Source organism: Streptomyces pseudoechinosporeus, assembly GCF_054783935.1.
This window is the reverse complement of record NZ_BAAGPS010000035.1, coordinates 30,573-56,997: the sequence shown is the minus strand read 5'-3', so window position 1 is coordinate 56,997 and position 26,425 is coordinate 30,573. Positions and strand designations below refer to the sequence as shown.

Annotated in this window: 23 protein-coding genes and 5 tRNA genes; 13 read left to right on the top strand and 15 right to left on the bottom strand. The window is 68.3% G+C overall.

Translation table 11 applies throughout. The annotated features are described in order from the left end of the window. Positions 1-27: 27 nt before the first annotated feature. The 5 genes from ACYVO6_RS31305 to ACYVO6_RS31285 form a co-directional block, all read right to left on the bottom strand. Positions 28-837 carry an ABC transporter permease gene (locus tag ACYVO6_RS31305; RefSeq protein ID WP_461067059.1) on the bottom strand — a complete coding sequence of 270 codons (810 nt, stop codon included), beginning with the start codon at positions 835-837 and terminating at the stop codon, positions 28-30. Beyond that, positions 834-1,799, bottom strand: coding sequence for an ABC transporter ATP-binding protein (locus ACYVO6_RS31300; RefSeq protein WP_461067057.1), 966 nt, complete (start codon positions 1,797-1,799; stop codon positions 834-836). The genes ACYVO6_RS31305 and ACYVO6_RS31300 overlap by 4 nt, the downstream gene beginning before the upstream one ends. A gap of 159 nt (positions 1,800-1,958) precedes the next feature. Then, positions 1,959-2,034: transfer RNA gene (locus tag ACYVO6_RS31295), tRNA-Gly, on the bottom strand. A 79-nt stretch (positions 2,035-2,113) separates the two neighbouring features. Further along, a tRNA-Gly gene (locus tag ACYVO6_RS31290) sits at positions 2,114-2,185 on the bottom strand. A 157-nt stretch (positions 2,186-2,342) separates the two neighbouring features. Continuing rightward, complete coding sequence (locus ACYVO6_RS31285; protein ID WP_461067406.1) at positions 2,343-2,660, bottom strand: histone-like nucleoid-structuring protein Lsr2; 318 nt, start codon at positions 2,658-2,660, stop codon at positions 2,343-2,345. 358 nt (positions 2,661-3,018) lie between these two features. Between ACYVO6_RS31285 and purS the strand changes: the two genes are divergently transcribed. The 9 genes from purS (at position 3,019) to purM (ending at position 12,240) form a co-directional block, all read left to right on the top strand. Next, positions 3,019-3,285, top strand: a complete 267-nt coding sequence (purS, locus tag ACYVO6_RS31280; RefSeq protein WP_033321423.1) for a phosphoribosylformylglycinamidine synthase subunit PurS — start codon at positions 3,019-3,021, stop codon at positions 3,283-3,285. After that, positions 3,282-3,962, top strand: coding sequence for a phosphoribosylformylglycinamidine synthase subunit PurQ (gene purQ / locus ACYVO6_RS31275; protein WP_461067055.1), 681 nt, complete (start codon positions 3,282-3,284; stop codon positions 3,960-3,962). Before purS ends, purQ begins: the two co-directional genes overlap by 4 nt. Then, positions 3,959-6,217 carry a phosphoribosylformylglycinamidine synthase subunit PurL gene (purL, locus tag ACYVO6_RS31270; protein WP_461067053.1) on the top strand — a complete coding sequence of 753 codons (2,259 nt, stop codon included), beginning with the start codon at positions 3,959-3,961 and terminating at the stop codon, positions 6,215-6,217. Before purQ ends, purL begins: the two co-directional genes overlap by 4 nt. Positions 6,218-6,330: 113 nt before the next feature. Beyond that, positions 6,331-6,831, top strand: a complete 501-nt coding sequence (locus ACYVO6_RS31265) for an ArsR/SmtB family transcription factor (RefSeq protein WP_461067051.1) — start codon at positions 6,331-6,333, stop codon at positions 6,829-6,831. Positions 6,832-6,855: 24 nt separating this feature from the next. Next, on the top strand, positions 6,856-7,689 hold the full coding sequence (locus ACYVO6_RS31260; RefSeq protein ID WP_461067049.1) for a M23 family metallopeptidase: 834 nt from the start codon (positions 6,856-6,858) through the stop codon (positions 7,687-7,689). Between the two features lie 152 nt (positions 7,690-7,841). After that, the gene (locus tag ACYVO6_RS31255) at positions 7,842-8,645 is read left to right on the top strand and encodes a maleylpyruvate isomerase family mycothiol-dependent enzyme (RefSeq protein ID WP_461067047.1); all 804 of its coding nucleotides are present in this window, start codon (positions 7,842-7,844) and stop codon (positions 8,643-8,645) included. Positions 8,646-8,719: 74 nt separating this feature from the next. Beyond that, positions 8,720-9,535, top strand: a complete 816-nt coding sequence (locus tag ACYVO6_RS31250) for an META domain-containing protein (protein ID WP_461067045.1) — start codon at positions 8,720-8,722, stop codon at positions 9,533-9,535. Positions 9,536-9,596: 61 nt separating this feature from the next. After that, the gene (gene purF / locus ACYVO6_RS31245) at positions 9,597-11,123 is read left to right on the top strand and encodes an amidophosphoribosyltransferase (protein WP_461067043.1); all 1,527 of its coding nucleotides are present in this window, start codon (positions 9,597-9,599) and stop codon (positions 11,121-11,123) included. Positions 11,124-11,169: 46 nt separating this feature from the next. After that, positions 11,170-12,240, top strand: coding sequence for a phosphoribosylformylglycinamidine cyclo-ligase (gene purM / locus ACYVO6_RS31240; protein ID WP_461067041.1), 1,071 nt, complete (start codon positions 11,170-11,172; stop codon positions 12,238-12,240). Positions 12,241-12,432: 192 nt separating this feature from the next. Here the strand turns inward: purM and ACYVO6_RS31235 are convergent, their stop codons facing one another. Next, positions 12,433-12,687 carry a DUF3073 domain-containing protein gene (locus ACYVO6_RS31235; RefSeq protein ID WP_189327219.1) on the bottom strand — a complete coding sequence of 85 codons (255 nt, stop codon included), beginning with the start codon at positions 12,685-12,687 and terminating at the stop codon, positions 12,433-12,435. 278 nt (positions 12,688-12,965) lie between these two features. Further along, positions 12,966-14,048 (bottom strand): Leu/Phe/Val dehydrogenase, encoded by a 1,083-nt coding sequence (locus ACYVO6_RS31230; RefSeq protein WP_461067038.1) that lies wholly within the window; start codon positions 14,046-14,048, stop codon positions 12,966-12,968. A 232-nt stretch (positions 14,049-14,280) separates the two neighbouring features. Here ACYVO6_RS31230 and ACYVO6_RS31225 point away from each other — a divergent pair, with 232 nt between their 5' ends. Together ACYVO6_RS31225 and bldC are read left to right on the top strand one after the other, a co-directional pair. Continuing rightward, positions 14,281-15,123, top strand: a complete 843-nt coding sequence (locus ACYVO6_RS31225; protein ID WP_461067036.1) for a hypothetical protein — start codon at positions 14,281-14,283, stop codon at positions 15,121-15,123. 445 nt (positions 15,124-15,568) lie between these two features. Next, complete coding sequence (gene bldC / locus ACYVO6_RS31220) at positions 15,569-15,775, top strand: developmental transcriptional regulator BldC (protein ID WP_003949541.1); 207 nt, start codon at positions 15,569-15,571, stop codon at positions 15,773-15,775. Between the two features lie 439 nt (positions 15,776-16,214). Here the strand turns inward: bldC and ACYVO6_RS31215 are convergent, their stop codons facing one another. The 7 genes from ACYVO6_RS31215 to ACYVO6_RS31185 form a co-directional block, all read right to left on the bottom strand. Further along, complete coding sequence (locus ACYVO6_RS31215; RefSeq protein WP_189327222.1) at positions 16,215-16,412, bottom strand: DUF6274 family protein; 198 nt, start codon at positions 16,410-16,412, stop codon at positions 16,215-16,217. Between the two features lie 563 nt (positions 16,413-16,975). Further along, a tRNA-Asp gene (locus ACYVO6_RS31210) sits at positions 16,976-17,050 on the bottom strand. Between the two features lie 94 nt (positions 17,051-17,144). Next, entirely contained in the window at positions 17,145-21,095 is a 3,951-nt protein-coding gene (gene hrpA / locus ACYVO6_RS31205) for an ATP-dependent RNA helicase HrpA (RefSeq protein WP_461067034.1), read from the bottom strand. A 77-nt stretch (positions 21,096-21,172) separates the two neighbouring features. Then, a tRNA-Phe gene (locus tag ACYVO6_RS31200) sits at positions 21,173-21,249 on the bottom strand. A 21-nt stretch (positions 21,250-21,270) separates the two neighbouring features. Beyond that, a tRNA-Asp gene (locus tag ACYVO6_RS31195) sits at positions 21,271-21,345 on the bottom strand. 182 nt (positions 21,346-21,527) lie between these two features. Next, on the bottom strand, positions 21,528-22,565 hold the full coding sequence (locus ACYVO6_RS31190; protein ID WP_461067032.1) for a zinc-dependent alcohol dehydrogenase: 1,038 nt from the start codon (positions 22,563-22,565) through the stop codon (positions 21,528-21,530). 120 nt (positions 22,566-22,685) lie between these two features. Next, the gene (locus ACYVO6_RS31185) at positions 22,686-23,456 is read right to left on the bottom strand and encodes an SDR family NAD(P)-dependent oxidoreductase (RefSeq protein ID WP_461067030.1); all 771 of its coding nucleotides are present in this window, start codon (positions 23,454-23,456) and stop codon (positions 22,686-22,688) included. Positions 23,457-23,860: 404 nt separating this feature from the next. Here ACYVO6_RS31185 and ACYVO6_RS31180 point away from each other — a divergent pair, with 404 nt between their 5' ends. After that, the gene (locus tag ACYVO6_RS31180) at positions 23,861-24,364 is read left to right on the top strand and encodes a MarR family winged helix-turn-helix transcriptional regulator (RefSeq protein WP_461067028.1); all 504 of its coding nucleotides are present in this window, start codon (positions 23,861-23,863) and stop codon (positions 24,362-24,364) included. Positions 24,365-24,677: 313 nt separating this feature from the next. Beyond that, positions 24,678-25,394, top strand: coding sequence for a response regulator transcription factor (locus tag ACYVO6_RS31175; RefSeq protein ID WP_461067026.1), 717 nt, complete (start codon positions 24,678-24,680; stop codon positions 25,392-25,394). Here the strand turns inward: ACYVO6_RS31175 and ACYVO6_RS31170 are convergent. Beyond that, on the bottom strand, positions 25,342-26,425 hold a 1,084-nt coding region (locus ACYVO6_RS31170), incomplete at its 5' end, for an NB-ARC domain-containing protein (protein ID WP_461067024.1). The genes ACYVO6_RS31175 and ACYVO6_RS31170 overlap by 53 nt on opposite strands.

The window sequence follows — 26,425 nt, the reverse complement described above, 5'->3', positions numbered from 1 at the left end:
CCCCCAACTCTCTGCCGTCCCCGTCGCTCAGCGTCGCGGCTCCCAGCGGAACCACCGCCGTACAGCAAACACCGCGAGCACGGTCCAGGCCACCGCCGTCGCGACGGTGCCCAGGGCGTCGTACGCGGAGAGGTTCCCGCTCCAGCCGCCGCGCAACAGCGTGATCGCCGGTGACAGCGGCAGCAGTTCGCAGAAGGAGGCGAGGCGGTCGGGCAGGAGCTCCAGCGGGACGGTGACGCCCGAGCCCAGCAGCGACACGAACATGAACGGCACGCTCGTCACCTGGGCGCTCTCGGTGGTCCTGCTGAAACTCGCGGTGACCGCGCCCGCCGCGGCGCACAACACGATCCCCAACAGCAGCCCCACCACGGCGAGATGAGGCGCTTCGGGCATCCCGACGTCGAGGAGCACGGTGCAGCCGATCGCCAGCAGCACGCACTGAGCCAGCCCGAGGAACACGGCCGGCATCGCCGCCCCGACGAGGATCTCCTCGTCCCGCAGTTCGCCGGTACGCAGCCGCTTGAGGACGAGCTCCTCACGGCGAGCGACGTAGGTCCCGGTCAGGGCCGTGTATACGGCGAAGAGCAGCGAGAAGCCGAAGGCTGCGGGCAGCAGCACCTCACCCGAGGTGAGCCCGGCTTCCTTCAGGTCCGCCTCGTCAAAGGCTGAACTGACGCTGACCGGCAGCACCAACGGTATGAACGCGGCCGTGAAGAGCGTGCCCTTGCTGCGCCCGAGCAGCGTCATCTCGGCCCGCGCGAGTGAGGCCAGGCGCCCCGCCCTGGTCACGGTCGTACGCCCCGCCGTCGACGTATCCGTCACAGTCCCCGTACTCATGCCACGCTCTCCTTCTCCGCAGCGGTCCCCGAATCCGTCTCCGACACCTCGCGAGCGATCCGCAGAAACGCCTCCTCCAGCGACCCCGACCGCACATCGAGCCGTCGCAGCTCGACCCCGGTCCGCTGGGCCCACACCAGGAGCCCGGTGGCGGCGCGTTGCAGCTCGTTCGTACGCAGCCGGATCACCCGCCCCTCGGTCTCATGCCCGGTGACGCCAAGTTCGGGAAGCGGCGGCAGATCACCGGGGAAGAAGCCTGCGGGCAGCTCGAAGGAGATCCGGGACGGCTGGGAGGCGGTCACCTCGGCCGGAGTCCCCGAGACCGCGATCCGCCCGGCATGCAGAATCGCGAGCCGATCGGCGAGCCCCTCCGCCTCCTCCAGATAGTGCGTGGTCAGCAGCACCGTCGTACCCGCCGCCCGCAACTCGCGCACCAACTCCCAGGTCTCCTGGCGCCCTTCGGCATCGAGCCCGGTCGTCGGCTCGTCCAGGAACAGAACCTCGGGCCGACCCAGGAGGGCGAGCGCCAGGTCCAGGCGCCGCTTCTCACCCCCGGACAACTGCTTCACCCGTACACCGGCCCGCCGCGCCAGGCCGACCAGCGCCAGCGCCTCGCCCTCCGGCCGCGCCCCGCTCGTGCAGCCCGCCCACATCCGTACGGTCTCCGAGACGGTCAACTCGGACGGAAAGCCGCCCTCCTGGAGCATGACGCCGATGCGCGGGCGCACCGCGGCGCGTTCCGTGTACGGGTCGTGGCCGAGGACCCGCACCTGTCCGCCGGCCGGCGGCGCAAGCCCCTCGAGCAGCTCGACGGTGGAGGTCTTGCCCGCACCGTTGGTACCGAGCAGCGCGAACAGCTCCCCGCGGCCGACGTCGAAGGTCACCCCCCGGACCGCCTCGAACTCTCCCCCGTATACGCGTCGCAGATCGGTGACCTCAATCACGCGCTCGTTCGTCTTCATGAGACCAGCCTCTCCGCCGCCGACCGACCGCGGCAGTGCACCCTGTCATCGCTGCACATGACAAATGTCAGAAGCCAGGAGCGGGCTCAGGAGACAAGCCCACGCGACGAGAAGGCACACGAAAAAGACCCCGGTCGCAGACGACCAGGGTCTTTCTTCTGGAGCGGACGACCAGGTTCGAACTGGCGACCTCAACCTTGGCAAGGTTGCGCTCTACCAACTGAGCTACGTCCGCATTGCCTCCGACCGGCTCTCACCGATCGGCGCTAACACCACCCTACCTGATCCAAAAGGATGCCCGGTAAGGGATGCAGAGCGGGTGACAGGAATTGCACACTGCGCCTTCCCCCTGGAAGGGGGATGTTCTACTACTGAACTACACCCGCATAACTCCGTGAGCTGGGGCCTTTCGGCCTTGCCCCTCGGCGTGCTCCAGACTCTAACTGACCAGCAGGGGTGCAGCGCAAGTCGGTTGCCTCCCAGCGCCCGCCGGCGAACCCTGGGCACGGACCGAGCCGAGCTCGCCGGCCGGAGGCCGGACCCTCACTGAGCCGACTCGAACGCCTCGTACACCTTCTTCGGGATCCGCCCCCGCGCAGGCACGTCCATCTTGTTGGACTGTGCCCAGGCGCGGACGGCTGCCGGGGCAGGGGCCACCGCCGTCTGCGTGTAGGCGTTGCCGGAGCGCGACCGCTTGCGGCCGGCCTCCACGTACGGCTCGAGCGCCTTGCGCAGCTGCTTGGCGTTGGCCTGATTGAGGTCGATCTCGTACGACTTGCCGTCCAGACCGAAGGCGATCGTTTCCGCCGCTTCCGAGCCGTCGATGTCGTCGAAGAGAGTGACTACGACACGCTGCGCCACGAATATCGGTCCCTTCATGCGGCACCTCCGCGGCGACGTGCGATGACGTGGGGAGATGCCGGCTGGTCGGCTGATTTATGGAGTGATTGTGGGGCGACTGGGCAAAGTATCGGCTATTGCCAATTCATTTGTACAGTGCTTGGCATTGCAATGTGAAGCTCGACTTAATCGGTCCGCGTGTCCCACCGCAATAGGGTTCCGGATGTTGATCCGGATCTTTCCCTGGATTTTCCGTGAAGGAAGCCTGTCGATGCAGAATCGTGATGGCCGTCACGTAGATTCCACCAATCTACTCGCGTAGAAATCTGGGCCGGGTAGTCTGAAGGAACCTGCTCAGCACCACACACCGGGAGTGCCAGTGGCACGCGTCGTAGTCGACGTCATGCTCAAGCCGGAGATCCTCGACCCCCAGGGCCAGGCGGTGCAGCGTGCACTGCCGCGCCTCGGTTTCCAGGGCATCTCCGACGTACGTCAGGGAAAGCGCTTCGAGCTCGAGGTGGACGGGCCGGTCGACGACACGGCGCTCGCCCGCATCCATGAACTCGCCGAATCCTTCCTGGCCAACACCGTGATCGAGGACTTCACCGTCAAGGTGGAGGAAGTGAAGGCGGAGGCGGGAAAGTGACCGCTCGTATTGGCGTCGTCACCTTTCCTGGCAGCCTCGACGACCGGGACACGCAGCGTGCGATCCGGCTCGCGGGTGCCGAACCCGTGGCGCTGTGGCACAAGGGCAAGGACCTCAAGCAGGTCGACGCCGTGGTGTTGTGCGGTGGTTTCTCCTACGGCGACTATCTGCGCGCCGGTGCCATCGCGCGCTTCTCGCCGGTGATGGAGACGATCATTGAGCAGGCGAAATCGGGAATGCCGGTACTGGGCATCTGCAACGGTTTCCAGATCCTCACCGAGGCCCATCTCCTCCCCGGCGGGATGCTCGGAAACGATCACCTTCACTTCATCTGCCGTGACCAGAAGCTGCGGGTGGAGAACGCGAACACGGCCTGGACCGTCGACTACGACGCGGGCCAGGAGATCAACATCCCGCTGAAGAACATGGACGGGCGGTACGTCGCCGACGAGCGCACCCTCGACATGCTGGAGGCGGAGGGCCGGGTCGCCTTCCGCTACCTCGACTTCAACCCCAATGGCAGCCTCCGCGACATCGCCGGCATCACGAACGAGGCGGGCAACGTCGTAGGCCTGATGCCGCACCCGGAGCACGCCGTGGAGCCCCTCATCGGGACCGGCCGCACCGACGGCCTCCCCTTCTTCACCTCGATCCTCAAGAAGCTGGTCAACGTATGAGCCGCACTCCTCTGGACACGGTCGAGCACGCGGCCGCGACCCCGGACGTCGAGCTGCCCTGGGCCGAACTGGGCCTGAAGAAGGACGAGTACGAGCGCGTCGTGGAGATCCTCGGCCGCCGGCCCACCGGTGCCGAGCTCGCCATGTACTCGGTCATGTGGTCCGAGCACTGCTCGTACAAGAGCAGCAAGGTCCATCTCCGTCAGTTCGGCGAGAAGGCGCCCCAGTCGGACGCCCTTCTCGTCGGCATCGGCGAGAACGCGGGCGTCGTGGACGTCGGCCAGGGTTACGCGGTCACCTTCAAGGTCGAGTCGCACAACCACCCCTCGTACGTCGAGCCCTACCAGGGCGCGGCCACGGGCGTCGGCGGCATCGTGCGCGACATCATCGCGATGGGTGCGCGGCCGGTCGCCGTCGTGGACCCGCTGCGGTTCGGTGCGGCTGATCACCCCGACACCAAGCGCGTACTGCCCGGTGTCGTCGCGGGCATCGGCGGTTACGGCAACTGCCTGGGCCTGCCCAACATCGGCGGCGAGGTCGTCTTCGACGCCTGCTACCAGGGCAATCCGCTGGTCAACGCCGGTGCCATCGGTGTCATGCGGCACGAGGACATCCACCTCGCGAAGGCGTCCGGCGCGGGCAACAAGGTCGTCCTGTACGGGGCTCGTACGGGCGGTGACGGCATCGGCGGCGCCTCGATCCTGGCCTCCGAGACCTTCGACGATGCCAAGCCGTCGAAGCGCCCGGCGGTCCAGGTCGGCGACCCCTTCCAGGAGAAGCTGCTCATCGAGTGCACCCTGGAGGCCTTCGCCGAGAAGCTGGTCGTCGGCATCCAGGATCTGGGGGCGGCGGGCCTGTCCTGCGCGACGTCCGAGCTGGCCTCCAACGGTTCCGGCGGCATGCGCGTAACCCTGGACGACGTACCGCTGCGTGACTCGACCCTCTCGCCCGAGGAAATCCTCATGAGCGAGTCGCAGGAGCGCATGTGCGCGGTCGTCGAGCCGGGGAAGGTCGACCGTTTCCTGGAGATCTGCGACAAGTGGGACGTCATCGCGACCGTCATCGGTGAGGTGACGGACGGCGACCGCCTGGAGATCTACTGGCACGGCGGCAAGATCGTCGACGTCGACCCGCGTACGGTCGCGCACGAGGGCCCGGTCTACGAGCGCCCGTACGCCCGCCCGTCCTGGCAGGACGCCCTCCAGGCGGACGACGCCAACAAGCTTCCGCGGCCGGCTGGTTCGGAAGAGCTGAAGGACCAGGTCCTGAAGCTGGTGGCCTCCCCCAACCAGGCCTCCAAGTCCTGGATCACCTCCCAGTACGACCACTTCGTGCAGGGCAACACGGTGCTGGCCCAGCCCGAGGACTCGGGCATGATCCGTATCGACGAGGCGTCCGGTCTCGGCGTCGCGATCGCCACGGACGGCAACGGGCGGTACGCGAAGCTCGACCCGTACGCGGGCGCGCAGCTGGCGCTCGCGGAGGCGTACCGCAATGTCGCCACCACCGGCGCCAAGCCGCTCGCCGTGTCCGACTGCCTGAACTTCGGCTCGCCCGAAGACCCGGCGGTGATGTGGCAGTTCGCGGAGGCCATCCGCGGACTGGCCGACGCCTGCCAGCAGTTGGGCACTCCGGTGACCGGCGGCAATGTCTCGCTCTACAACCAGACGGGCGAGACGGCCATCCACCCGACGCCGGTCGTGGCCGTCCTTGGCGTGATCGACGACGTCGCCCGCCGTACGCCGGTCGCCTTCCAGGAGGAGGGCCAGCTGCTGTACCTGCTCGGCGACACGCGTGAGGAGTTCGGTGGTTCGGCCTGGTCACAGGTGGTCCACGAGCACCTCGGTGGCCTCCCGCCCCAGGTGGACCTGGAGCGGGAGCGGCTGCTGGCCGAGATCCTGATCTCCGCCTCCCGCGACGGCATGATCGACTCCGCGCACGACCTGTCCGACGGCGGTCTGATCCAGGCGGTCGTCGAGTCGGCGCTGCTGGGCGGGAAGGGCGCGCGGCTGGTCGTACCGGACGGGCTCGACGCGTTCACCTTCCTCCTCTCGGAGTCGGCGGGGCGTGCGGTCGTCGCCGTGCCGCGCTCCGAGGAGCTCCGCTTCAACGACATGTGCGGGGCGCGGGGTCTGCCCGCCACCCGGATCGGTGTCGTGGACGGTGACTCGGTGGAGGTCCAGGGCGAGTTCACGCTCACGCTGGACGAGTTGCGCGAGGCGCATGAGGGGACGATCCCGGCGATGCTTGCCTGATATCCCGTACGCGCCTGAAGGCCCCGCCCGGACTCCACGGAGTCAGGGCGGGGCCTTCGACATGTACAGGAATCCACTTGCACGTAATTACGTAGTTCCGTAATCTCGGGGGAGTGGAGCTGGAACAACGCGTTGCCGACCTCGAACGCCGGCTGGCCGCACTGGAGACCGCGGACCGGCCCGCTCCCCGTCTCGGCGAGGGGGACTTCTGGGCCCTGGAAGGGCTGAAGGAGCAGCTCAGCGAGCTGGGAGCGGCCGATGGCGGCGTCCTGTTCACCGGTGCGGTGCGGCTGCCGACCGGGGAGCAGTACACCTGGCAGCGCGGCACGTTGACCGAGGCGCTGCTCGACGGCGACTGGACCGACACCGCCGAGACGTTCGCGGCGCTCGGCCACCCGGTGCGGCTACGGCTGCTCCGCGAGATCCTCGGCGGTCGCCGCACCGCGGCCGAACTCACCGAGCTGGACGAGGTCGGCACGACCGGCCAGATCTACCACCACCTGCGCCAACTGACCGGCGCGGGCTGGCTGCACACCACCGGGCGAGGCCGCTACGAGGTGCCGCCGGGCCGGGTGGTGCCGCTGCTGGTGGCGCTGTCCACGGCTCGCCCGTAAGAACAACGACGACCTGGGGGAACGATGTCCGTACGCAAACTCGGCATGACCGTCTTCCGCGGTCTGCAACTGACCTTCGTCGGCCTGGTGGCGGCCGACGTCCTCTTCGACCTCGGGCACCCCTGGTGGTGGAACTTCCTGCCGCTGATCCTGGCGTACGTTCTGGTTGTCTTGCTGAACCGCTGGGGCGGCGCTCCGGACAGCAGGCCTGCGGCACGCGAGCCGGTCATCGTCGCCCCACCCGTCACCGGCCGCTGGTCCGCCCTGAACAGCCCCGCCGACCGCACCCCGAGCCACGGACTCCACGCCTACGGCCAGACGTTCGCCATCGACGTCATCGCCGAGCCCGAGCCGGGCGCCCGCCCCGGCTTCCGCCCCCTGTGGCCGCTCGCCCGCCGCAGCACGGACTTCCCGGCGTACGGTGCGCCGATCCTGGCGGTCGCCGACGGCACGGTCGTACGGGCGCACGACCGACAGCGCGACCACCTGAGCCGTACGTCGCTGCCGGGGTTGCTGTACCTGATGCTCATCGAGGGCTCGGTACGCGAGCTGTTCGGTGTCAGCCGCATCCTCGGCAACCATGTCGTCCTGGACCTAGGCAACGGCACATACGCCGCGTACGCCCACCTGAAGCGCGGCTCGCTCACCGTCCGCGAGGGTGACCGGGTGCGTGCCGGAGAGCTGCTCGCCCGCTGCGGGAACTCCGGCAACTCCTCCGAGCCGCACCTCCACTTCCAGCTGATGGACGGCCCCGACCCGGACACCGCCCGCGGGATCCCCTTCCGCTGGCAGGGCATCGGCGTGCCCCGCAACGGAGAGATCTTCGAGGCACCCGCCGCCGCGGCCTCCCACGTCTAGATGAGCGGACTTGCCGATGTCGGTGCGGTACCGCGCCCCTTCAGGGGCGCGGGGCTGTATCAATATGCGGCTCCGCCGCGTGGGCGCGACCAGCCACAACGGACCCGCAGCTTCGAACCCGCATTTCCAACGGAGTGCTTACGCTGATCTCCATGCCACCGGCCAAGAAGCGCCTCCGCAGCTACGACCCCGCCAAGATCCGCGCCGCCGTCCTGACCCAGCTCGGGAACGTACGGACAGCCGTCCGAGCCCTCACCCCCGAGCAGCTCACGTATCCCACCCGCCTCGGCGACTGGACCGTACGAGAGCTGGCCACGCATATCGCCATGGCCGTCGAGAGCGTCAGCCGGACCATCGACCTGGAGCCACCGGCGAAGCCCGAACTCGCCCTGCTGGACTGGCCGTCCGCGACCATCGCCCCCGCGCTCGCCGCCGCCAACGCCGAACGCACCCGCGACTTCGCCCGGGAGCACCAGGACCTCGACGCGTTGTACGCCCGCACCGAGCAGCGGCTGTCCGAGCGGCTGGCCGTCACCCCGGGCGAGCGGCTGCTCGCCACCCGTCCCGGCTTCATGACCCTCGCCGACTACCTGGTCACCCGCACCATCGAACTCGTCGTCCACACCGACGACCTGAACGCCGCCGTGCCCGGCCTCGACATCCCGTACGACCGTCAGGCCCTCGCCGCCTGCACCCGCCTGCTCGCCGACGCGCTCGCCGTGAAGGCGCCCGGCGGCTCGACCGAGGTCCGCGTTCCGCCGTTCGCGGTCGTGCAGTGCGTCGAGGGTCCGCGGCACACCCGCGGAACCCCGCCGAACGTCGTGGAGACCGACCCGCTGACCTGGATCCGGCTCGCGACCGGGCGTACGGAATGGCGTACGGCCCTCGCCGATGCCGAGGTCAGCGCCAGCGGTGAGCGGGCCGACCTGGGCGGGCTGCTCCCCCTGATGGGCTGAGCAGCCGGGGAGGGACGAGAAGTTGAGCGAAACTGGAAGGGAACCAACCACCCCACCCGTCCCGTCACAGCGACATGCGAACGCAACGGCTTACTCTCAGCGTCCTGGCGGTCACCGGCCTGCTCGCCACCGCGGCCTGCGGCACGGAGAAGGGTGACGACGGATCCGCGTCCGTCGGCGCCGGGCAGCAGACAAAGATCACCGGCAAGCACTGGCAAGTGGACAGCGTGAACGTCGGTGGCACGACGTACGACGCCCCGGCCGACGCCCACATCGAGTTCGGCGAGGACGGCAAGGTGGGCGGCAACTACGGCTGCAACCACTTCGGGGCGACCGCCGAGATGCAGGGTGAAACGATCAAGATCGGCTCCGACACCCTGCAGACCAAGATGGCCTGCGGCGAGAAGCCGATGGAGTTCGAGTCCAAGATCGCCGAGACGCTCTCCGAGAGCACGATCACGACCAAGGTCGAGGGCGACAAGCTGACGCTCACCACGCAGGACGGGCACACGGTGAAGCTCACGGCTCAGGAACCGGCCAAGCTCCAGGGCACGAAGTGGAACGTCACCGGCAGCACCAACAAGGGCGGCACGGTCACCTCGCTGGCCGCCGAGGCCGAGGGCAAGGTCCACCTCACCTTCGACGGCAAGGGCACCGTCCACGGTCAGCTCGGCTGCAACAAGGTGTCGGCGAAGGCGACGGTCAGCGATGGACAGATCACTCTGGGGTCCCCCTCCACCACCCGCATGATGTGCTCCCCCTCACTCATGGACACCGAAAAGGCCCTCCTGAAGCTCTTCAACGGCAAGGCCACCTATGAGCTGAAGCACCGAACCCTCACTCTGACCAGCGAAAACGGCAGCGGCTTCGAAGCCGTCGCCGCCAAGTGATCCACAACGAGCCCGAATCCCCCATTCGGACCAGTGGTCGACCTCGCCTACACTCGGTGGCGTGCCACGTGGTGACGGTCGACTCAGTCATGATCTGCTCCCCGGCGAGAAAGGACCCCAGGACGCTTGCGGCGTCTTCGGAGTCTGGGCTCCCGGCGAAGAGGTCGCCAAGCTCACTTACTTCGGGCTCTACGCTCTCCAGCATCGGGGCCAGGAATCCGCGGGAATCGCGGTCAGCAACGGCTCCAAGATCCTCGTCTTCAAGGACATGGGCCTGGTCTCCCAGGTCTTCGACGAGGCCTCCCTCGGTTCGCTCCTGGGTCATATCGCGGTCGGTCACGCCCGCTACTCGACCACCGGCGCGTCCACCTGGGAGAACGCCCAGCCCACCTTCCGTGCCACGGCGCACGGCTCCATCGCGCTCGGCCACAACGGCAACCTCGTCAACACGGCCCAGCTCGCCGAGATGGTCGCCGACCTGCCCAAGCAGGAGGGCCGTACGCCGCGCGTGGCGGCCACCAACGACACCGACCTGCTCACGGCGCTCCTCGCCGCCCAGGTCGACGAATTCGGCAAGCCGCTGACCATCGAGGAGGCCTCGGCCAAGGTCCTCCCGCAGATCAAGGGCGCCTTCAGCCTCACCTTCATGGACGAGCACACGCTGTACGCGGCGCGTGACCCGCAGGGCATCCGCCCGCTGGTCCTGGGCCGCCTGGAGCGTGGCTGGGTGGTCGCCTCCGAGTCCGCCGCCCTGGACATCTGCGGCGCCAGCTTCGTACGCGAGATCGAGCCGGGCGAGTTCGTCGCCATCGACGAGAACGGTCTGCGTTCGTCGCGATTCGCGGAAGCTAAGCCCAAGGGCTGTGTCTTCGAGTACGTGTATCTGGCCCGCCCGGACACCGACATAGCCGGCCGGAATGTCTACCTCTCGCGTGTCGAGATGGGCCGCAGGCTCGCCAAGGAAGCCCCCGCCGACGCCGACCTGGTCATAGCGACCCCGGAGTCCGGCACGCCCGCCGCGATCGGTTACGCGGAAGCCTCCGGCATCCCGTTCGGCGCCGGCCTGGTGAAGAACGCGTACGTCGGCCGGACCTTCATCCAGCCCTCACAGACGATCCGCCAGCTCGGCATCCGCCTGAAGCTGAACCCCCTCAAGGAAGTCATCAAGGGCAAGCGCCTGATCGTCGTGGACGACTCGATCGTGCGCGGCAACACCCAGCGCGCGCTCGTGCGGATGCTGCGCGAGGCGGGCGCGGCCGAGGTCCACATCCGGATCTCGTCGCCTCCCGTGAAGTGGCCCTGCTTCTTCGGCATCGACTTCGCCACCCGCGCCGAGCTGATCGCCAACGGCATGACGGTCGAGGAGATCGGCAAGTCCCTGGGCGCCGACTCCCTGGCGTACATCTCCATCGACGGCATGATCGACGCGACCACCATCGCCAAGCCGAACCTCTGCCGCGCCTGCTTCGACGGCGAGTACCCGATGGACCTCCCGGACCCCGAACTGCTCGGCAAGCAGCTCCTGGAGACCGAGCTGGCCGCGGGCCCGGCGGCCACGGCCGCGGCCGACGCGATCCGTCGCCCGTAAGACACCGCAGCACACCCAGCGGTACGACACGAAAGCTCTCAAAGTCATGACTACTGAGACCTCAGGTGCCAGCTACGCGGCCGCCGGCGTCGACATCGAAGCGGGCGACCGCGCCGTGGAGCTCATGAAGGAGTGGGTGAAGAAGACGCGCCGCCCCGAGGTCCTCGGCGGTCTCGGCGGCTTCGCCGGCCTCTTCGACGCCTCCGCCCTCAAGCGCTATGAGCGCCCGCTGCTGGCCTCCGCCACGGACGGCGTCGGTACGAAGGTCGACCTCGCCCGGCAGCTCGGCGTGTACGACAGCATCGGCCACGACCTGGTCGCGATGGTCATGGACGACATCGTGGTGTGCGGCGCCGAACCGCTCTTCATGACCGACTACATCTGCGTCGGCAAGGTCCACCCCGAGCGCGTCGCCGCCATCGTGAAGGGCATCGCCGAGGGCTGCGTCCTCGCGGGCTGCGCCCTCGTCGGCGGCGAGACGGCCGAGCACCCCGGGCTCCTCGGCCCGGACGACTTCGACGTCGCGGGCGCCGGCACCGGGGTGGTCGAAGCCGACCAGCTCCTTGGCGCCGATCGCATCCGTAAGGGGGACGCGGTCATCGCCATGGCGGCCTCCGGCCTTCACTCGAACGGGTACTCACTCGTCCGCCACGTCCTCTTCGACCGCGCCGGGCTGAGCCTCGACCAGCACATCGAGGACTTCGGCCGCACTCTCGGCGAGGAGCTCCTGGAACCCACCAAGATCTACTCGCTGGACTGCCTGGCCCTGACCCGCACGACCGAGGTGCACGCCTTCTCGCACATCACGGGCGGCGGACTCGCGGCCAACCTGGCCCGCGTGATCCCTGACGGCCTGCACGCGAGCGTCGACCGCACCACCTGGACCCCGGCCCCGGTCTTCGACCTCGTCGGCACAACCGGCCAGGTCGAACGGCTGGAGCTGGAAAAGACCCTGAACATGGGCGTGGGCATGATCGCGATCGTCCCCGAGGAGTCCACGGACGTGGCACTCGCCACACTCGCCGACCGTGGGGTGGAAGCCTGGGTAGCGGGCGAGATCACGGACCGCGGCGACCAGGAGTCGGGCGCGGAGTTGACCGGGGACTACGCCGCGTAACCGTACTGCTGAAGTCCGGTAAGGGTAACCGCGCCCCTTTTAGGGGCGCGGGGAACTGCGCGACCAGCCCGCGACGACCCGCAGATCACAACGAACCCGCAGCTTCAAACCGCGAACCCAGCGGAGCGCCATGCACAAAACCCGGTCCGGTGCGTTAACCGCTCCGGACCGGGTGAAGCGCTGCTAAGACAGTCAAGCGCCGCGACGCTGCTGTTGCGACGACGGACCAGACTCATCGTCCTCGTCCTCATCGTCGTTGTAGAGATCCGCGTACTGGGCGTACGGGTCATCGTCTTCGTCATCCTCGAACGGCTCGCCATTCGGCGGCTGGTTCGAAGTCGAAGCGCCCAGCTCACTGGCCAGACGCGACAGGTCAGTCCCGCCGCTGTTGTACTTCAGCTGGCGGGCGACCTTCGTCTGCTTGGCCTTGGCCCGGCCGCGCCCCATGGCTCGACCCCCTCGGTGACGGGGCTCGACGGCCCCAGAGTCTTGACACGCGTTCATGATCTGGAACGGGCTCTCCGTGGAGAGACCGGTCCGTAGGGCTTCCACGGTACCTGAGCCCACGCCCATACGGTACGTCGCCCGCAGGACGTGCCGCCGCCCAGAACCCTCGGGGAGCCCTGTCCCCGCTGGTCAACCGCGATTTTAACCTCTTATCGGCGCGCGACCCGCCGACAAAGTGAGAGTTCTCTCCAACACCCTGTCGGCGGGTACCCCGAACCTCAGCGGCGCCGCGCCTCCGCCATCCGCTGCTCGGCGATCCGGTCGGCCGCCGCAGCCGGCGGAATCCCGTCTTCCTTCGCACGTGCGAAGATCGCCAACGTGGTGTCGTAGATCTTCGCGGCCTTCGCCTTGCACCGCTCGAAGTCGAAGCCGTGGAGCTCGTCGGCGACCTGGATGACACCGCCGGCGTTCACGACGTAGTCCGGCGCGTACAGGATCGTGCGGTCGGCGAGGTCCTTCTCGACGCCCGGGTGGGCGAGCTGGTTGTTGGCGGCGCCGCACACGATCCTCGCGGTGAGGACCGGCACGGAGTCGTCGTCGAGCGCCCCGCCCAGCGCGCAGGGGGCGTAGATGTCGAGGCCGTCGACGCGGATCAGTGCGTCGGTGTCCTTGACGGCCACCACGTCCGGGTGCCGCTCGGTGATCTGCCGTACGGCCTCCTCGCGCACGTCCGTGACGAAGACCTCGGCGCGCTCCGCCACGAGGTGTTCCACCAGGTGGCGGCCGACCTTGCCGACGCCGGCGATGCCGATACGGCGGGCCCGCAGCGACGGATCGCCCCACAGGTGCTGGGCCGAGGCCCGCATGCCCTGGTAGACGCCGTACGCGGTCAGCACGGAAGAGTCGCCGGCCCCGCCCTTCTCGGGCGAGCGGCCGGTGGTCCAGCGGCAGGTGCGCGCGACGACGTCCATGTCGGCCACGTACGTGCCGACGTCGCACGCCGTGACGTACCGTCCGCCGAGCGAGGCCACGAACCGGCCGTACGCGAGCAGCAGCTCCTCGGTCTTGATCTTCTCGGGGTCCCCGATGATCACGGCTTTGCCGCCGCCGTGGTCGAGCCCGGCCATGGCGTTCTTGTACGACATCCCGCGCGACAGGTTCAGCGCGTCGGCGACGGCCTCTTCCTCGCTCGCGTACGGGTAGAAGCGCGTGCCGCCGAGGGCGGGGCCCAAGGCGGTCGAGTGGATGGCGATGACGGCCTTGAGGCCACTGGCGCGGTCCTGGCAGAGCACGACTTGCTCATGACCTCCCTGATCCGAGTGGAACAGGGTGTGCAGGACGCCGTCGGTTACGTCGGTCACGGTGGTGACTCCTGGGTAAGTAGCGGCGGTTCTGGGGCGGGGCCCGTAAGGGTGGCGGGTTCCGTGACACGAGATTAGAGCCTCCGCGCACCCGCCATGAGCGCAGCGCCCAAGGTCACCTTCTCCCGGAGTACGGTCACGTTGTGGCATCGCACGTTGAGCAGTGTGTCCCCGCGCCCCCGCGCGGGGGTTTCGAGGGTTTTCCGTCAGGTCCGCGGGGGAGGGAGCAAGCGTGCCCAAGGTGTCCTCGGTGATCGTCCCGTACGCGTCGTATCTGCGCGTGTACGAACCGCTGGCCGCCTTCCCGGAACCGGAGCGCGGCCACTGGGCGCGGTACGCGCGCCGCCCCGACCGGCCCTCGTACCAGGACGAACTGCGTCGCTCCCTGGCCGACTTGCTGCCCACGCCACCGATCCCGGTGCCCGTGCACGAGAGCGGCGACGCCTTCGTCGCGGACGTGGACGGCGTGCTGTGCGTGTGCCCCTGGCGCACCCGGCTGCGCGGCTGGCAGGCCCTGGGCGAGCTGGCCGAGGAGCTGCCGGGACCGGTCCTGGACGCGGTGCTGCCCCCGGTCGTACGCCGCCAGGCCGCCCAGGACTACGAGCGCTGGCTGAGCCGGAACCCCGACGCCCGGCCCTGGATCCGCACCTCGACCTGGCACGTGCCGCTGAACTGGTTCGTGCTGGTCGCCGACGAGGAGCGCGAATACGACAAGGGCTCGGACGACGGCGCGCCCGTACTGCGCTACCGGACGCCCATGGTGCAGGCGCGGCGGCGGGTGGCGCGGGGACTGAAGGCGCTCAAGGACGCCATCGACGAAGGACCGCTGATCGACGGGCTTGTGGACGTGGGGCGCTGGCTGGAGGAGTTCCATCCGCGCTCGCTGGTGGAGCTGGACTACGGCGGACTGGTGCACGTCCTGCCCGCCGAGCAGCTCGACAGCGACCATTCCGCGGCGGATGTGGCCGAGGGGATCGAGGCGCTGCGTACGGGCGACGGGGTCGGGGCCGGGGAGGCGTACGGTCGTCTGGTCGAACGCTGGCGGGCGGTCCGGGATCGCCGTTCGGCGAACTGACGGGACGTAAGTCACCATCAGGACTTTGCGGGTAAGGGTGACGGACAGCACTAACGCGGACCTTGCACCAGACGCCCCTCCCCATGTCAAAATAGGACAAGGAGTCCGGTGAGGACTCCATCTGCCCATGTATGGGTGGAATCTCAGCATTGCACGCTATGGGGGGTCTCGTGACTCCTGATCGTCCCTGTGACTGATCGTCACAGTGGCGTGACTGTCCGCTATGGCATGGTCCATCGGCTTCCGTCGCTGATGAACACCTGGGAGGGCAATTCCATCGGTTTGGCCGACGCGGCTGGACAGATGGTGTAGTTGTAGTGCCGAGGACAAGCCGTTCGTCCTATAACCGACTCGACCCGCGTCCGCCATTTCGGGCAACGCGGGTCAAGGTGCAGAATTTAGAGGAATGAACCGAGAAGGTTCGGTTCTCCCGAGGAGGCCGCTCATGACCGCTCGCACCCCTGATGCCGAGCCGCTGCTGACCCCCGCTGAGGTCGCCACGATGTTCCGCGTTGACCCAAAGACGGTCACGCGGTGGGCGAAGGCAGGCAAGCTCACTTCGATCCGCACGCTCGGCGGGCATCGCCGTTACCGCGAAGCTGAGGTCCGCGCACTGCTCGCGGGCATCCCGCAGCAGCGTAGCGAGGCCTGAACAACTGCATAGCAGGGCATTTCGGCAGGTTCCCCCAACGTGCCGGACTGCTCGAACCAAAGCTCCAAGCGACGCGGGTTCTGCCCCAACAGAGCCCACGCCCGAGCCAGAACCTCAAGCAACAAGGGTGCGTCGTCGATCGCGCTGGACTCCGCCGGGTCCAGCGCGATCTTTTTTGTGTGCGGGCCCTGACGGGGTGTGAGTGATCCTGGGGTGTACGGGTGGTCTGTGAGCGGTCTGAGGGCGCTCCTGGGGTTGGTCATGGGGTGGGTTTGGGGCCGGTCCGGGGGCATTGCGGGGGAGGGGTGCAATTGCACATATTAAATTGAGCAGTTGTAGGTGAGCTGTAAGTACCGCGGGTTTGAAAACTTATGCAGTGACACCCGTCACATGCCAGGAGCCTTGTTGAGGGGGTGTTACCTGCGGTAGAGGGGGGAGCTCATGCCGTTGCGGGGCTTTCGTCCTCGGCTACGTCCTCGGGGCCGTCCGCGTCGTCCGGAGCGAGTTCCATGGCCATGGCCAGGTTCTGGAGACGGTGGCAGATCGGGCAGTGCCGGGTCAGGTGCCGGTACCCGGAGGCGGCCTGCAGATGGGCGCGCAGCAGGGCCCGCGTCTCGTGCCGGGCGAACGCGGTCATACGCCACCTCCAACGGGTTGGTTGGTCTTGGTGTTTGAGTACCGGGGGAATGTGACGGCGTCAACACTTGCCTCCGGCGGTTGGGCGGTTGGGTTCGTTGTTGGGTGCGGGTTGTGTGTGGTTGCTCGCGCCGTTCCCCGCGCCCCTGGGGTGCGTGGGTGGGTCGGGGCCGTGGGCCGGTGCGTCAGCCCGTCGCAGGTGGGGCATACGGCCCGGTGTTGGTACAAAGCGAAGATGACCTGAGACAGAACCTAAGCGACGGACATACGACGCACCGGCCCACGGCCCCTCCCGCCGGTGGGAGGCTGCGGGCACGTGGTGGCTGGCGGTTCCGGGAGCGCCCCGTCAGGGGCGCGGGGAACGGCGCGACCAGCCACGACGAACCCGCACCCGCGCACGATCTCAACACCCCACCCCCGGCAGGCGCCCCACCCCCGCCGGAGGCAGGGGGCCTGGGGGCGCAGCCCCCAGTTTCGGGAAGGGGCGGGGCTGGGGAAAGGGACCGCCTGTACGTCGAAGGGGCCCGCATCCTTGGTGGATGCGGGCCCCTTCGATATGTGCTGCGGTCCTGACGGGATTTGAACCCGCGGCCTCCACCTTGACAGGGTGGCGAGCACTCCAAACTGCTCCACAGGACCTGGTTTCGCAGGGCGATTGTCGCGTTGCGCTGCGAGAAGAGACTGTACAGGAGGGGACGCCCGAGGGTCGAACTCACCCAACGTACAGACGCCGTTACGGCACAGCCGCGTCGATCGCCTTCACGATGCGCTTGTCGGAGACGGGATACGCCGTGCCCAACGCATGGGCGAAGTAGCTGACCCGGAGCTCCTCGATCATCCAGCGGATGTCCAGGACCTGTTGGGGAACGGGACGGCCCTGCGGCATCTGCTCAAGCAGCCAGGCGTACTCGTCCTGCATCTCATGGACCTTCGCCATCCGAGTCGTGTCCCGCTGGACGTTCGTCGGCATCTGCTGGAGGCGCCGGTCCGCGGCCACCAGATAGCGCATCAGATCCGGAAGGCGACGAAGACCCGCCTCCGTGACGAAGCCCGGCTTCACGAGGGCGTCCAGCTGCGCCCGTACGTCCGTGAGGTTCGCGAGGAGCGCCGGGCTCCGTACGGACTTCAGGCGCCGCTCACAGGCCTGCCAGGCGGCAAGGACCTGCTGGACCTGGTCGACCGTACGAACCGTCGTGTCCACGATCTCGGCGCGCACCTTGTCGTACAGCTTCCGATACGACTCCTCGTCCCAGGCCGGCCCCCCGAAGTCCCCGATCAGCCTGTCGGCGGCAGCCATCGCGCAGTCGTCGAACAGTGCCTGGATCGATCCGTGCGGGTTCGCCGACAGTGCCAGCTTCTGCGGGTTGGTGAGTTTCTCCGAGGCGAACTTGGCCGGGTTCACCGGAATGCCCAGCAGGATCAGCCGCCGCGTGCCCTTCCACATCGCCTGCTGCTGCTCGGCCTCGGTGTCGAAGAGGCGTACGGAGACGGTGTCGCCGTCGTCGACCAGCGCTGGGTACGCCTTCACCGGCTGGCCGGCGCGACGCGTCTCGAAGACGCGGCTGAGGGAGCCGATGGTCCAGTCCGTGAGGCCCTTGCGTTCCAGGGATTCGCCGCCCGTGCGCTCGGCCGTGGCCGCTGCCGCCTGTGAGATCGCCTGCCGCGCCTTCGGCTTCAGGCGCAGCTTGAGCGCCTCCAGGTCCTTGTCCTCAGCCAGTTTGCGGCGCCGCTCGTCGACGATCCGGAAGGTGATGCGGAGATGGTCGGGGACCTTCGTCCAGTCGAAGTCGTCGGCGGTGAGGGGCACGCCGACCATGCGCTTCAGTTCGCGGGCCATCGTCGTCGTCAGCGGCTCCTGGAGGGGGACGGCCCGTTCCAGGAACTTCTGGGCGAAGTTGGGGGCCGGGACGTAGTTCCGGCGAATCGGCTTCGGGAGGGAGCGGATCAGCTCCGTGACGACTTCCTCGCGCAGCCCCGGGATCTGCCAGTCGAAGCCCTCGTCCGTGACCTGGTTGAGGACCTGGAGCGGGATGTGGACGGTCACGCCGTCGGCGTCGGCTCCCGGCTCGAACTGGTACGTGACACGGAACTTGAGCCGCCCCTGACGCCAGGAGTCCGGGTAGTCGTCCTTGCTGACGTCGCCTGCGCGTTCGTTGATGAGCATCGACCGCTCGAAGTCGAGCAGTTCGGGCTCCTCGCGCCGTTTGTGCTTCCACCAGGAGTCGAAGTGCGCGCCCGACACGACGTGTTCGGGCACCCGCTGGTCGTAGAAGTCGAAGAGCGTGTCGTCGTCGACCAGGATGTCCCGGCGTCGGGCGCGGTGCTCCAACTCCTCGACCTCGGTGAGGAGTTTGCGGTTGTCGGCGAAGAACTTGTGGTGCGTACGCCAGTCGCCCTCGACAAGCGCGTTGCGAATGAAAAGTTCGCGGGACGTCTCCGGATCGATCCGCCCGTAGTTGACCTTGCGCTGCGCGATGATCGGTACGCCGTACAGCGTGACCTTCTCGTACGCCATCACCGCCGCCTGGTCCTTCTCCCAGTGCGGTTCGCTGTACGTGCGCTTCAGCAGGTGTTCGGCGAGGGGCTCGACCCACTCGGGCTCGATCTTGGCGTTGACGCGCGCCCAGAGCCGGGACGTCTCGACGAGCTCGGCGGACATCACGAAACGCGGGGGCTTCTTGAAGAGGGCGGATCCCGGGAAGATCGCGAACTTGGCGTTCCGGGCGCCCAGATACTCGTTCTTCGCGCCCTCCTTCACGTCCTTCATGCCGACGTGGGACAGGAGGCCGGCGAGGAGCGAGATGTGGACCTGCTGGTCGGGTGCGTCGTCCTCGTTGAGATGGATGCCCATCTGCTTGGCGACCGTGCGGAGTTGGGAGTAGATGTCCTGCCACTCCCGGATCCGCAGGAAGTTCAGGTACTCCTGCTTGCACATCCGCCGGAAGGAAGACGAACCCCGCTCCTTCTGCTGCTCGCGGATGTACCGCCAAAGGTTGAGGAACGCGAGGAAGTCGCTGGTCTCGTCCTTGAAGCGGGCGTGCTGCTGGTCCGCCTGCGTCTGTTTGTCGGCCGGGCGTTCGCGCGGATCCTGGATGGAGAGCGCGGCGGCGAGCACCATGACCTCGCGTACGCAGCCGTTCTTGTCGGCCTCCAAAACCATCCGGGCCAGGCGGGGGTCGACGGGCAGCTGGGCCAGCTTGCGGCCGGTCTCGGTGAGGCGGTTGCGTACGTCTTTCTGCTTGGGATCCAAGGCGCCGAGCTCCTGGAGGAGTTGGACGCCGTCACGGATGTTGCGGTGGTCCGGCGGATCGATGAACGGGAACTTCTCGATGTCCCCGAGACCGGCGGCGGTCATCTGGAGGATGACGGAGGCCAGGTTCGTACGGAGGATCTCGGCGTCCGTGAACTCCGGCCGGGCGGTGAAGTCCTCTTCGCTGTAGAGGCGGATACAGATGCCGTCGCTGGTCCGTCCGCAGCGGCCCTTGCGCTGGTTGGCGCTGGCCTGCGAGATCGCCTCGATGGGGAGGCGCTGGACCTTCGTACGGTGGCTGTATCTGGAGATGCGGGCGGTGCCCGGATCGATGACGTACTTGATGCCCGGGACGGTCAGGGACGTCTCGGCGACGTTGGTCGCCAGCACGATCCTGCGGCCGGTGTGGGGCTGGAAGACGCGGTGCTGCTCGGCGTGCGAGAGGCGGGCGTAGAGGGGCAGGACCTCGGTGAACCGGTAGTTCTTCTTGGTCAGCGCGTCGGCGGTGTCCCGGATCTCCCTCTCTCCGGAGAGGAAGACGAGGATGTCGCCCTTGCCCTCGGCCTGGAGCTCCTCGACGGCGTCGCAGATCGCGGTGATCTGGTCACGGTCGACGTCCTCGCTGTCCTCTTCGAGGAGGGGGCGATAACGGACCTCGACGGGGTACGTACGGCCGCTGACCTCGACGATCGGGGCGTCCCCGAAGTGCCGGGAGAAGCGCTGGGGATCGATGGTCGCCGAGGTGATGACGACCTTCAGATCCGGCCGCTTGGGCAGCAGCTGAGCCAGATACCCCAGCAGGAAGTCGATGTTCAGCGACCGCTCGTGCGCCTCGTCGATGATGATCGTGTCGTACGCGCGCAGCTCACGGTCCGTCTGGATCTCGGCGAGCAGGATGCCGTCCGTCATGAGCTTGATGAACGTTGAGTCCTGGTTCACCTGATCGGTGAACCGGACCTTCCAGCCCACGGCTTCACCCAGCGGAGTGTCCAGCTCCTCGGCGACCCGCTCGGCGACCGTACGGGCCGCGATGCGACGGGGCTGCGTATGCCCGATCATGCCCCGGACACCGCGCCCCAGCTCGACACAGATCTTGGGAATCTGCGTCGTCTTCCCGGACCCCGTCTCACCGGCGACGATCACGACCTGGTGATCACGGATGGCCGCCGCGATCTCGTCCTTCTTCTGGCTGACAGGCAGCTGCTCGGGATACGAAACGGCCGGCACCCGCGCCTTCCGCTCCGTCATCCGCGCCTCGACCCTGGCCACCTCCGCCTCGATCTCGGCAATGACAGCGGCCCGAGCCTCGGGCTTACGAATCCGGCGCGCCCCTTCAAGCCTGCGCCCAAGCCGATGCGCATCGCGCAGAGACAGCTCGGTCAGACGGGGGGCGAGATCGCCGAGAGCAGGGGCGGGGGCAGGATGCGTAGACATACGGGGTCCAGGATCGCACCTCGGGAAAAGAGGTGGCCAATGGATTAAGGCCCCGATCCGAAGATCGGGGCCTTGGGTGGTGGCTGGGGCCGGGGTCGAACCGGCGACCTATCGCTTTTCAGGCGATCGCTCGTACCAACTGAGCTACCCAGCCGCGCAACCCTTGAGGTTGCAGCGGTCCTGACGGGATTTGAACCCGCGGCCTCCACCTTGACAGGGTGGCGAGCACTCCAAACTGCTCCACAGGACCAAGCTGTTGTGTGCGAACAGTCTCGCACACGGCGTGGCGTGCTCCCAACGGGATTTGTGACCGGGGGTTCACGCTATGGCGGCTCGATGTCGCTGGATCAGCGTATCAGACCGGGGGCCGTGGCCCGCACCTGTGACCTGCGGGGCCACGGCTTCCCAGCTCTGCGTCTGCGCGTACTCGGGCTACTCGTCGAACGTGACGATCACCTTCTCGGCGGCCCCGGGTGTCAGCGTGAGGTCGAAGGCCCGCTCGACCTCCGAGAAGGGGACGCGGTGGCTGATCAGGCGGGCGAAGCGGTCCTGGTGTTCCACGAGCTCCTGGGTGACCTCGAAGATCTCGGTGGGATAGCCCTGGGAGCCGATGATGGTCATCTCGCTGCGGAGGATCGCGCCGAAGTCGATCGGTTCGGGCTTTTTGTGTACGGCCACGGTGACCAGCTTGGCGCCCCACTTGGCCGAGGTGAGGGCGGTGTTGACGACGGCGGCGACTCCGGCGGCGTCGATGTAGATGTCGGTGTCGGGGCGGGGCTGGCCGAGGGAATTGGCGCCCTGGCCGTGCAGTTCGGTCAGGCGGGTGGTGACGTCCTCCCTGGCGGAGTCGATGACGGCGTCGGCCCCGATCGCCAGGGCCGTCTGCAGTCTCTCGGGGATGACGTCGGCGACGGTCACATGCCGGACCCCGCGCAGCTTCAGCCAGATCGCCGCACCGAGGCCGATGGGTCCGGCCCCGAACACCAGGACCTTGTCGGCCGGCCCCGCCTCGGAACGGTTGACGCAGTGGCGGGCGACCGCCATGGGTTCGTTGAGTGCGGCGATGTCGAAGGGGATGGTGTCCGGGATGACGGCCACGCCCTTGCCCAGGACGGCGTCCTCGATGAGCAGGTACTCGCTCATGCCGCCCTGCGCGCCGCCGCAGCCGATGATGCCGGAGGGTGCGCCCTGCGGGTTGACGACTACGCGGTCGCCCACCTTCAGATCGGTGACCTCGGCGCCGACTTCGACGATCTCGCCGGCCGGCTCGTGTCCGAGCGGCACCGGGATCATCTGTCCGCCCGGGCCCAGCGGCATGCCGCCCATGTGGAGGAAGGTGACGTCGGTTCCGCAGATGCCGCAGGCGCGGATGCGCAGCAACGCGTCCTTGGGGCCGGGGACGGGGCGGTCGATGTTCACCACCTCGATCGAGCCGGAGGTGCCGGTCTGTACGGACTTCATCGTGGTCATGGAGAGGCTCTCTTTTTGGAAGTACTGGATGGAAGTAACGGAAGGAACGGGGTGAGGGGGTGAGGGGCAGGGCTCGTACGAAGCTCAGTGGGGGCCCGGGTTCGTACGAGCCCTGCCGGGTCAGACGGCGGACCAGCCGTTGTCGACGGGCAGCAGGACGCCGTTGATGTTGCTGGCGGCGTCAGAGGCGAGGAAGACGATGGCGGTGGCCTGCTCCTCGGCGGCGGCGACCTTGCCGGAGAGGCCGAGCTGGATGTGGGGGCCGAGGACGGTCGGGCCGTGGGCGTCAGGGCGTACGTCGGGGCGGAGGTTGGTCGCGGTGCCGCCGGGGGCGATGGCGTTGGCCCTGATGCCGGCGTTGCGATACATCACGGCGAGCGATTTGGTCAGGCCGACGATGCCGTGCTTGGAGGCGGTGTAGGCGGCACCGGCCGCGCTGCCGCGGAGGGAGGCTTCGGAGGCGGTGAAGACGATCGCGCCGCCGTTCCCGGCGAGCATGTGCGGCAGGGCGGCCCGGGTGAGGTGGAAGGGCGCGGTGAGGTTGATCGCGATGACGCGGTCCCACTCGTCGTCGTCGGTCTCGCCGAGGGCCGACATGCGGTCCATGATCCCAGCGTTGTTCACCAGGACGTGCAGACCGCCGAAGGCCTGCACGGCCGTGTCGACGACCTCGTCGATCACCTGCTGGTCGCGGAGATCGCCGATGACCGCGCGGGCCGTGCCGCCCACCTTCTCGATCATCTCGACGGTCTGCTCGGCGCCTTCCTGGTTCACGTCCGCGACCAGGACCTTCGCGCCCTCCTCAGCGAACTTCAGGGCCGTGGCCCGGCCGATGCCGGATCCTGCTCCGGTGACGATGACGCTGCGTCCCTGAAGACCAGTGCTGCTCAAGGGGGTGCTCCTCTTTTCGGTGGGTGGACTGGGCGGGCTGGCTGGGCTTTCGGTGGGTGGGCGGATTATCGGTGTGTGCTCGGTGATCGGCCTCGGGGAGGCGGGGTTCGGGGACGCGGGAATCGGTGTCGGTGTCGGTTCGGTGTCCTCGGGCCCGGCGGCGGTGGGGGAAGTGAACCGTCCGCCGGGCCCGAGGGCTGCGCCGATCCCCGTCCCCACGGGTTCGGCGCGGTGGGGCTGCCTCCGCTCAGGGCGGCCCCGGTCTGGAGGGCTGTGGCTGTCGGTGCCGCGGGCCCCGGTCCAGTGGCTTGCTTGAGTTAGGCAAGCATATTGGATTACTTGAGTCAAGCAATTTCCGAAATCGGCTTGCTTGAGTTAGGCAATTAGATGTTAAAGTGAGGTGCATGACCCCACAACCCTCGGCAGCAGCCTCCGTCTCGCCAGACGTGATGAAGATCGAGCGCGCCCTCACCCGCGCCACGTACCTGTCCGGCAGGGCCCGGCAGCACGAGCGGCTCATGTCTCTCTCCGGACTGCCGCTGGACCGTGCCGCCGTGGCGGTCCTGCGGCAGCTCGCCGAGAGCGAGCCGCTGCGGCTCGGGGAGCTGGCGGCCCGGTTGTCGGTGGAGGCGTCGCACGTCACCCGCCAGGTGCAGCACCTGGAGAGGACCGGCTATGCGACCCGTATCCCCGACCCCGACGACCGCCGGGCCCAGCGCATCCAGCTCACGCCGACCGGCCGGGAAGCGTTCGCCCGTGTCCGTGAGGCCAGCGTCCGGGGTATGCAGGCGGCCCTGGCCGACTGGTCGCCCGAGGAGTTGGAGCAGCTCGCCTCGCTCATCGACCGGATGGTTGACGACTTCGTCGAGCGGGCCGAAGCGAAGATTGACGTTCCGCCTGGTGCCTGATGGCGGAGGCGCGGCTTGCTGCGGCGACTTGCCCGGCCTGCCATGTGCCCCGCTGTCCGTGCGGGCCCGTTGTCTCCGCCGGGCGGTCGGGGGCGATGGCTGTCCGTGCTCCTGTGTTCCTGTGCGTCCGACGCGGTGGCCCGCGCGAACGTGCCGGACCGGTGGCGCGGGTGTTCCCGCCGGTGCCTCCCACTCCCGGGGACGCGGCGGACACGCCCGGAGCGTCCGAGGCATCCGTGGCTCCGCCCGTGTGCCCGCCCTTCCGTTCACACGCCGAGCGTGAGCTCTGCACGAACTACCCGGATGGTCTGCCATGTACGGGAGCATCAGCGAGAAACCGTCGCCGACTCGTGGGGACGGGCAGCATGTCCTGGTCGTCGTCGACGATCCCGGTACCGCCGAACTCCTCACGACCACCCTGGAGTTGGCGGGCTATCAGGTCGGTACGGCGGGTACAGGGGCCGAGGCCGCGCTGCTGGTCGCGGAGTACCGGTTCGATCTGGTGGTGCTCGATGCCACGTTGCCGGATCTGGGCGGGCTCACCCGGGGGCGCCGCGTTGCCGCCCTGGACCGGCCGCCGCTGCTCTTTCTGACCGCGTGTGAGTCGCTGGACTGTCTTGTTCCCGAGCTCGGGCCGGGGGAGCAGGATTACGTCACCAAGCCCTTTCGTATCGCCGAAGTGCTGGCCAGGGCGCAGGTCTTACTCCGTGGCCGGAACCCCGTACGGCCGGGTGGCGCGCCCTGCTATCGCGATCTGGTCCTGGACGACGCCACGTGTCAGACGCGGCGCGGGGACAGGGTTTTCGATCTCACGCCCGCGGAGTACCGGTTGCTGCGGCATCTGCTGGTCAACCCGGAACGTGTGCTGTCGAAGGAGCAGATCAGCCGGCATGTGTGGGGTGAGTTTCGGGCGGGTAACGCGATCGAGCAGCTCGTCTCCCGGCTTCGGCGCAAGGTGGATCAGGAGGAACCCGCTCTCATCCATACCCGGCGGGGTTTCGGGTACTGGCTGGGGTGCTCGAGCCGTTGAGGTGCTGCTGCTGGGGTGGCGATTCGGGGCTGACGGCGCGTTCGGTGGCGTAGACGCGTGGGAGGCCGGTCAGGCGGTAGTGGTCGGGGGCGGGGGTTTCGATGAGATGGGCGGCTGCCAACTGGTCCAGCAGGCGGCGGGTTCGGGGTTCGGGGCGGGCGGCGAGCAGGGCTGCGGCTTCGGGGGAGACGGCTGCGTCGGGTAGCAGGCTGAGCAGCCGGAACAGGCGTTTTTGCTCCGGGGGGAGCTGAGCGTACGAGCGGTCGATCGAGTGGCGTACGGCGGTGTCCGGGTCGTCGTCGAGGGAGAGCTCGTCGAGGATGTGCTGCTCCGTCAGCCGGGACAGAAGGGGGCCGATCGCGCCCACGCCGATGGTGCCGGTGGTGATGCGGGCCGCGGCGATGCGCAGGGCCAGGGGCAGGTGGTCGCAGCGGCGAGCGAGTTCTGCGGCGGCGGTACGTTCGGCTCGTATCGTCTGCTCCCCCAGCAGCCGTTCGAGCAGTGCGAGGGCTTCGGGCGGGGGGAGCGGTTTGAGGGTGAGGGTGTGGGCGTCGTCGCGGGCGACGAGTCCGCGCAGGCTGTTGCGGCTGGTCACCAGGGCCAGCGAGCCGGCGCAGGGCGGCAGCAGGGGGCGGACCTGGCTTGCGCTGCTCGCGTTGTCGAGCAGCACGAGGACGCGTCGGCCGTGGAGTGCGGAGCGGTACAGGGCGGCCGCGTCGTCGGGTTGGTCCGGCACACGTTCGGCGGGCAGGCCCAGGGCGGGCAGGAAGCGGGCGAGTACCTGCTCGGTGCGCAGCGGCGGGGCCTGGGCGGCGCCACGCAGATCGACATGAAGCTGACCGTCGGGAAACCGGGACCGTATCCGATGCGCCCAGTGCACGGCGAGCGCACTCTTGCCCACGCCGCCGGTGCCGACGAGGGCGAGTACGCGCTGACCGGAGTCGAGCGCGGCGTCCAGACGGGCCAGGGGGGTGGTGCGGCCGGTGAACGTGCGGATGGCTGGGGGGAGTTGGGCTGGTGTGGGTGGGGTG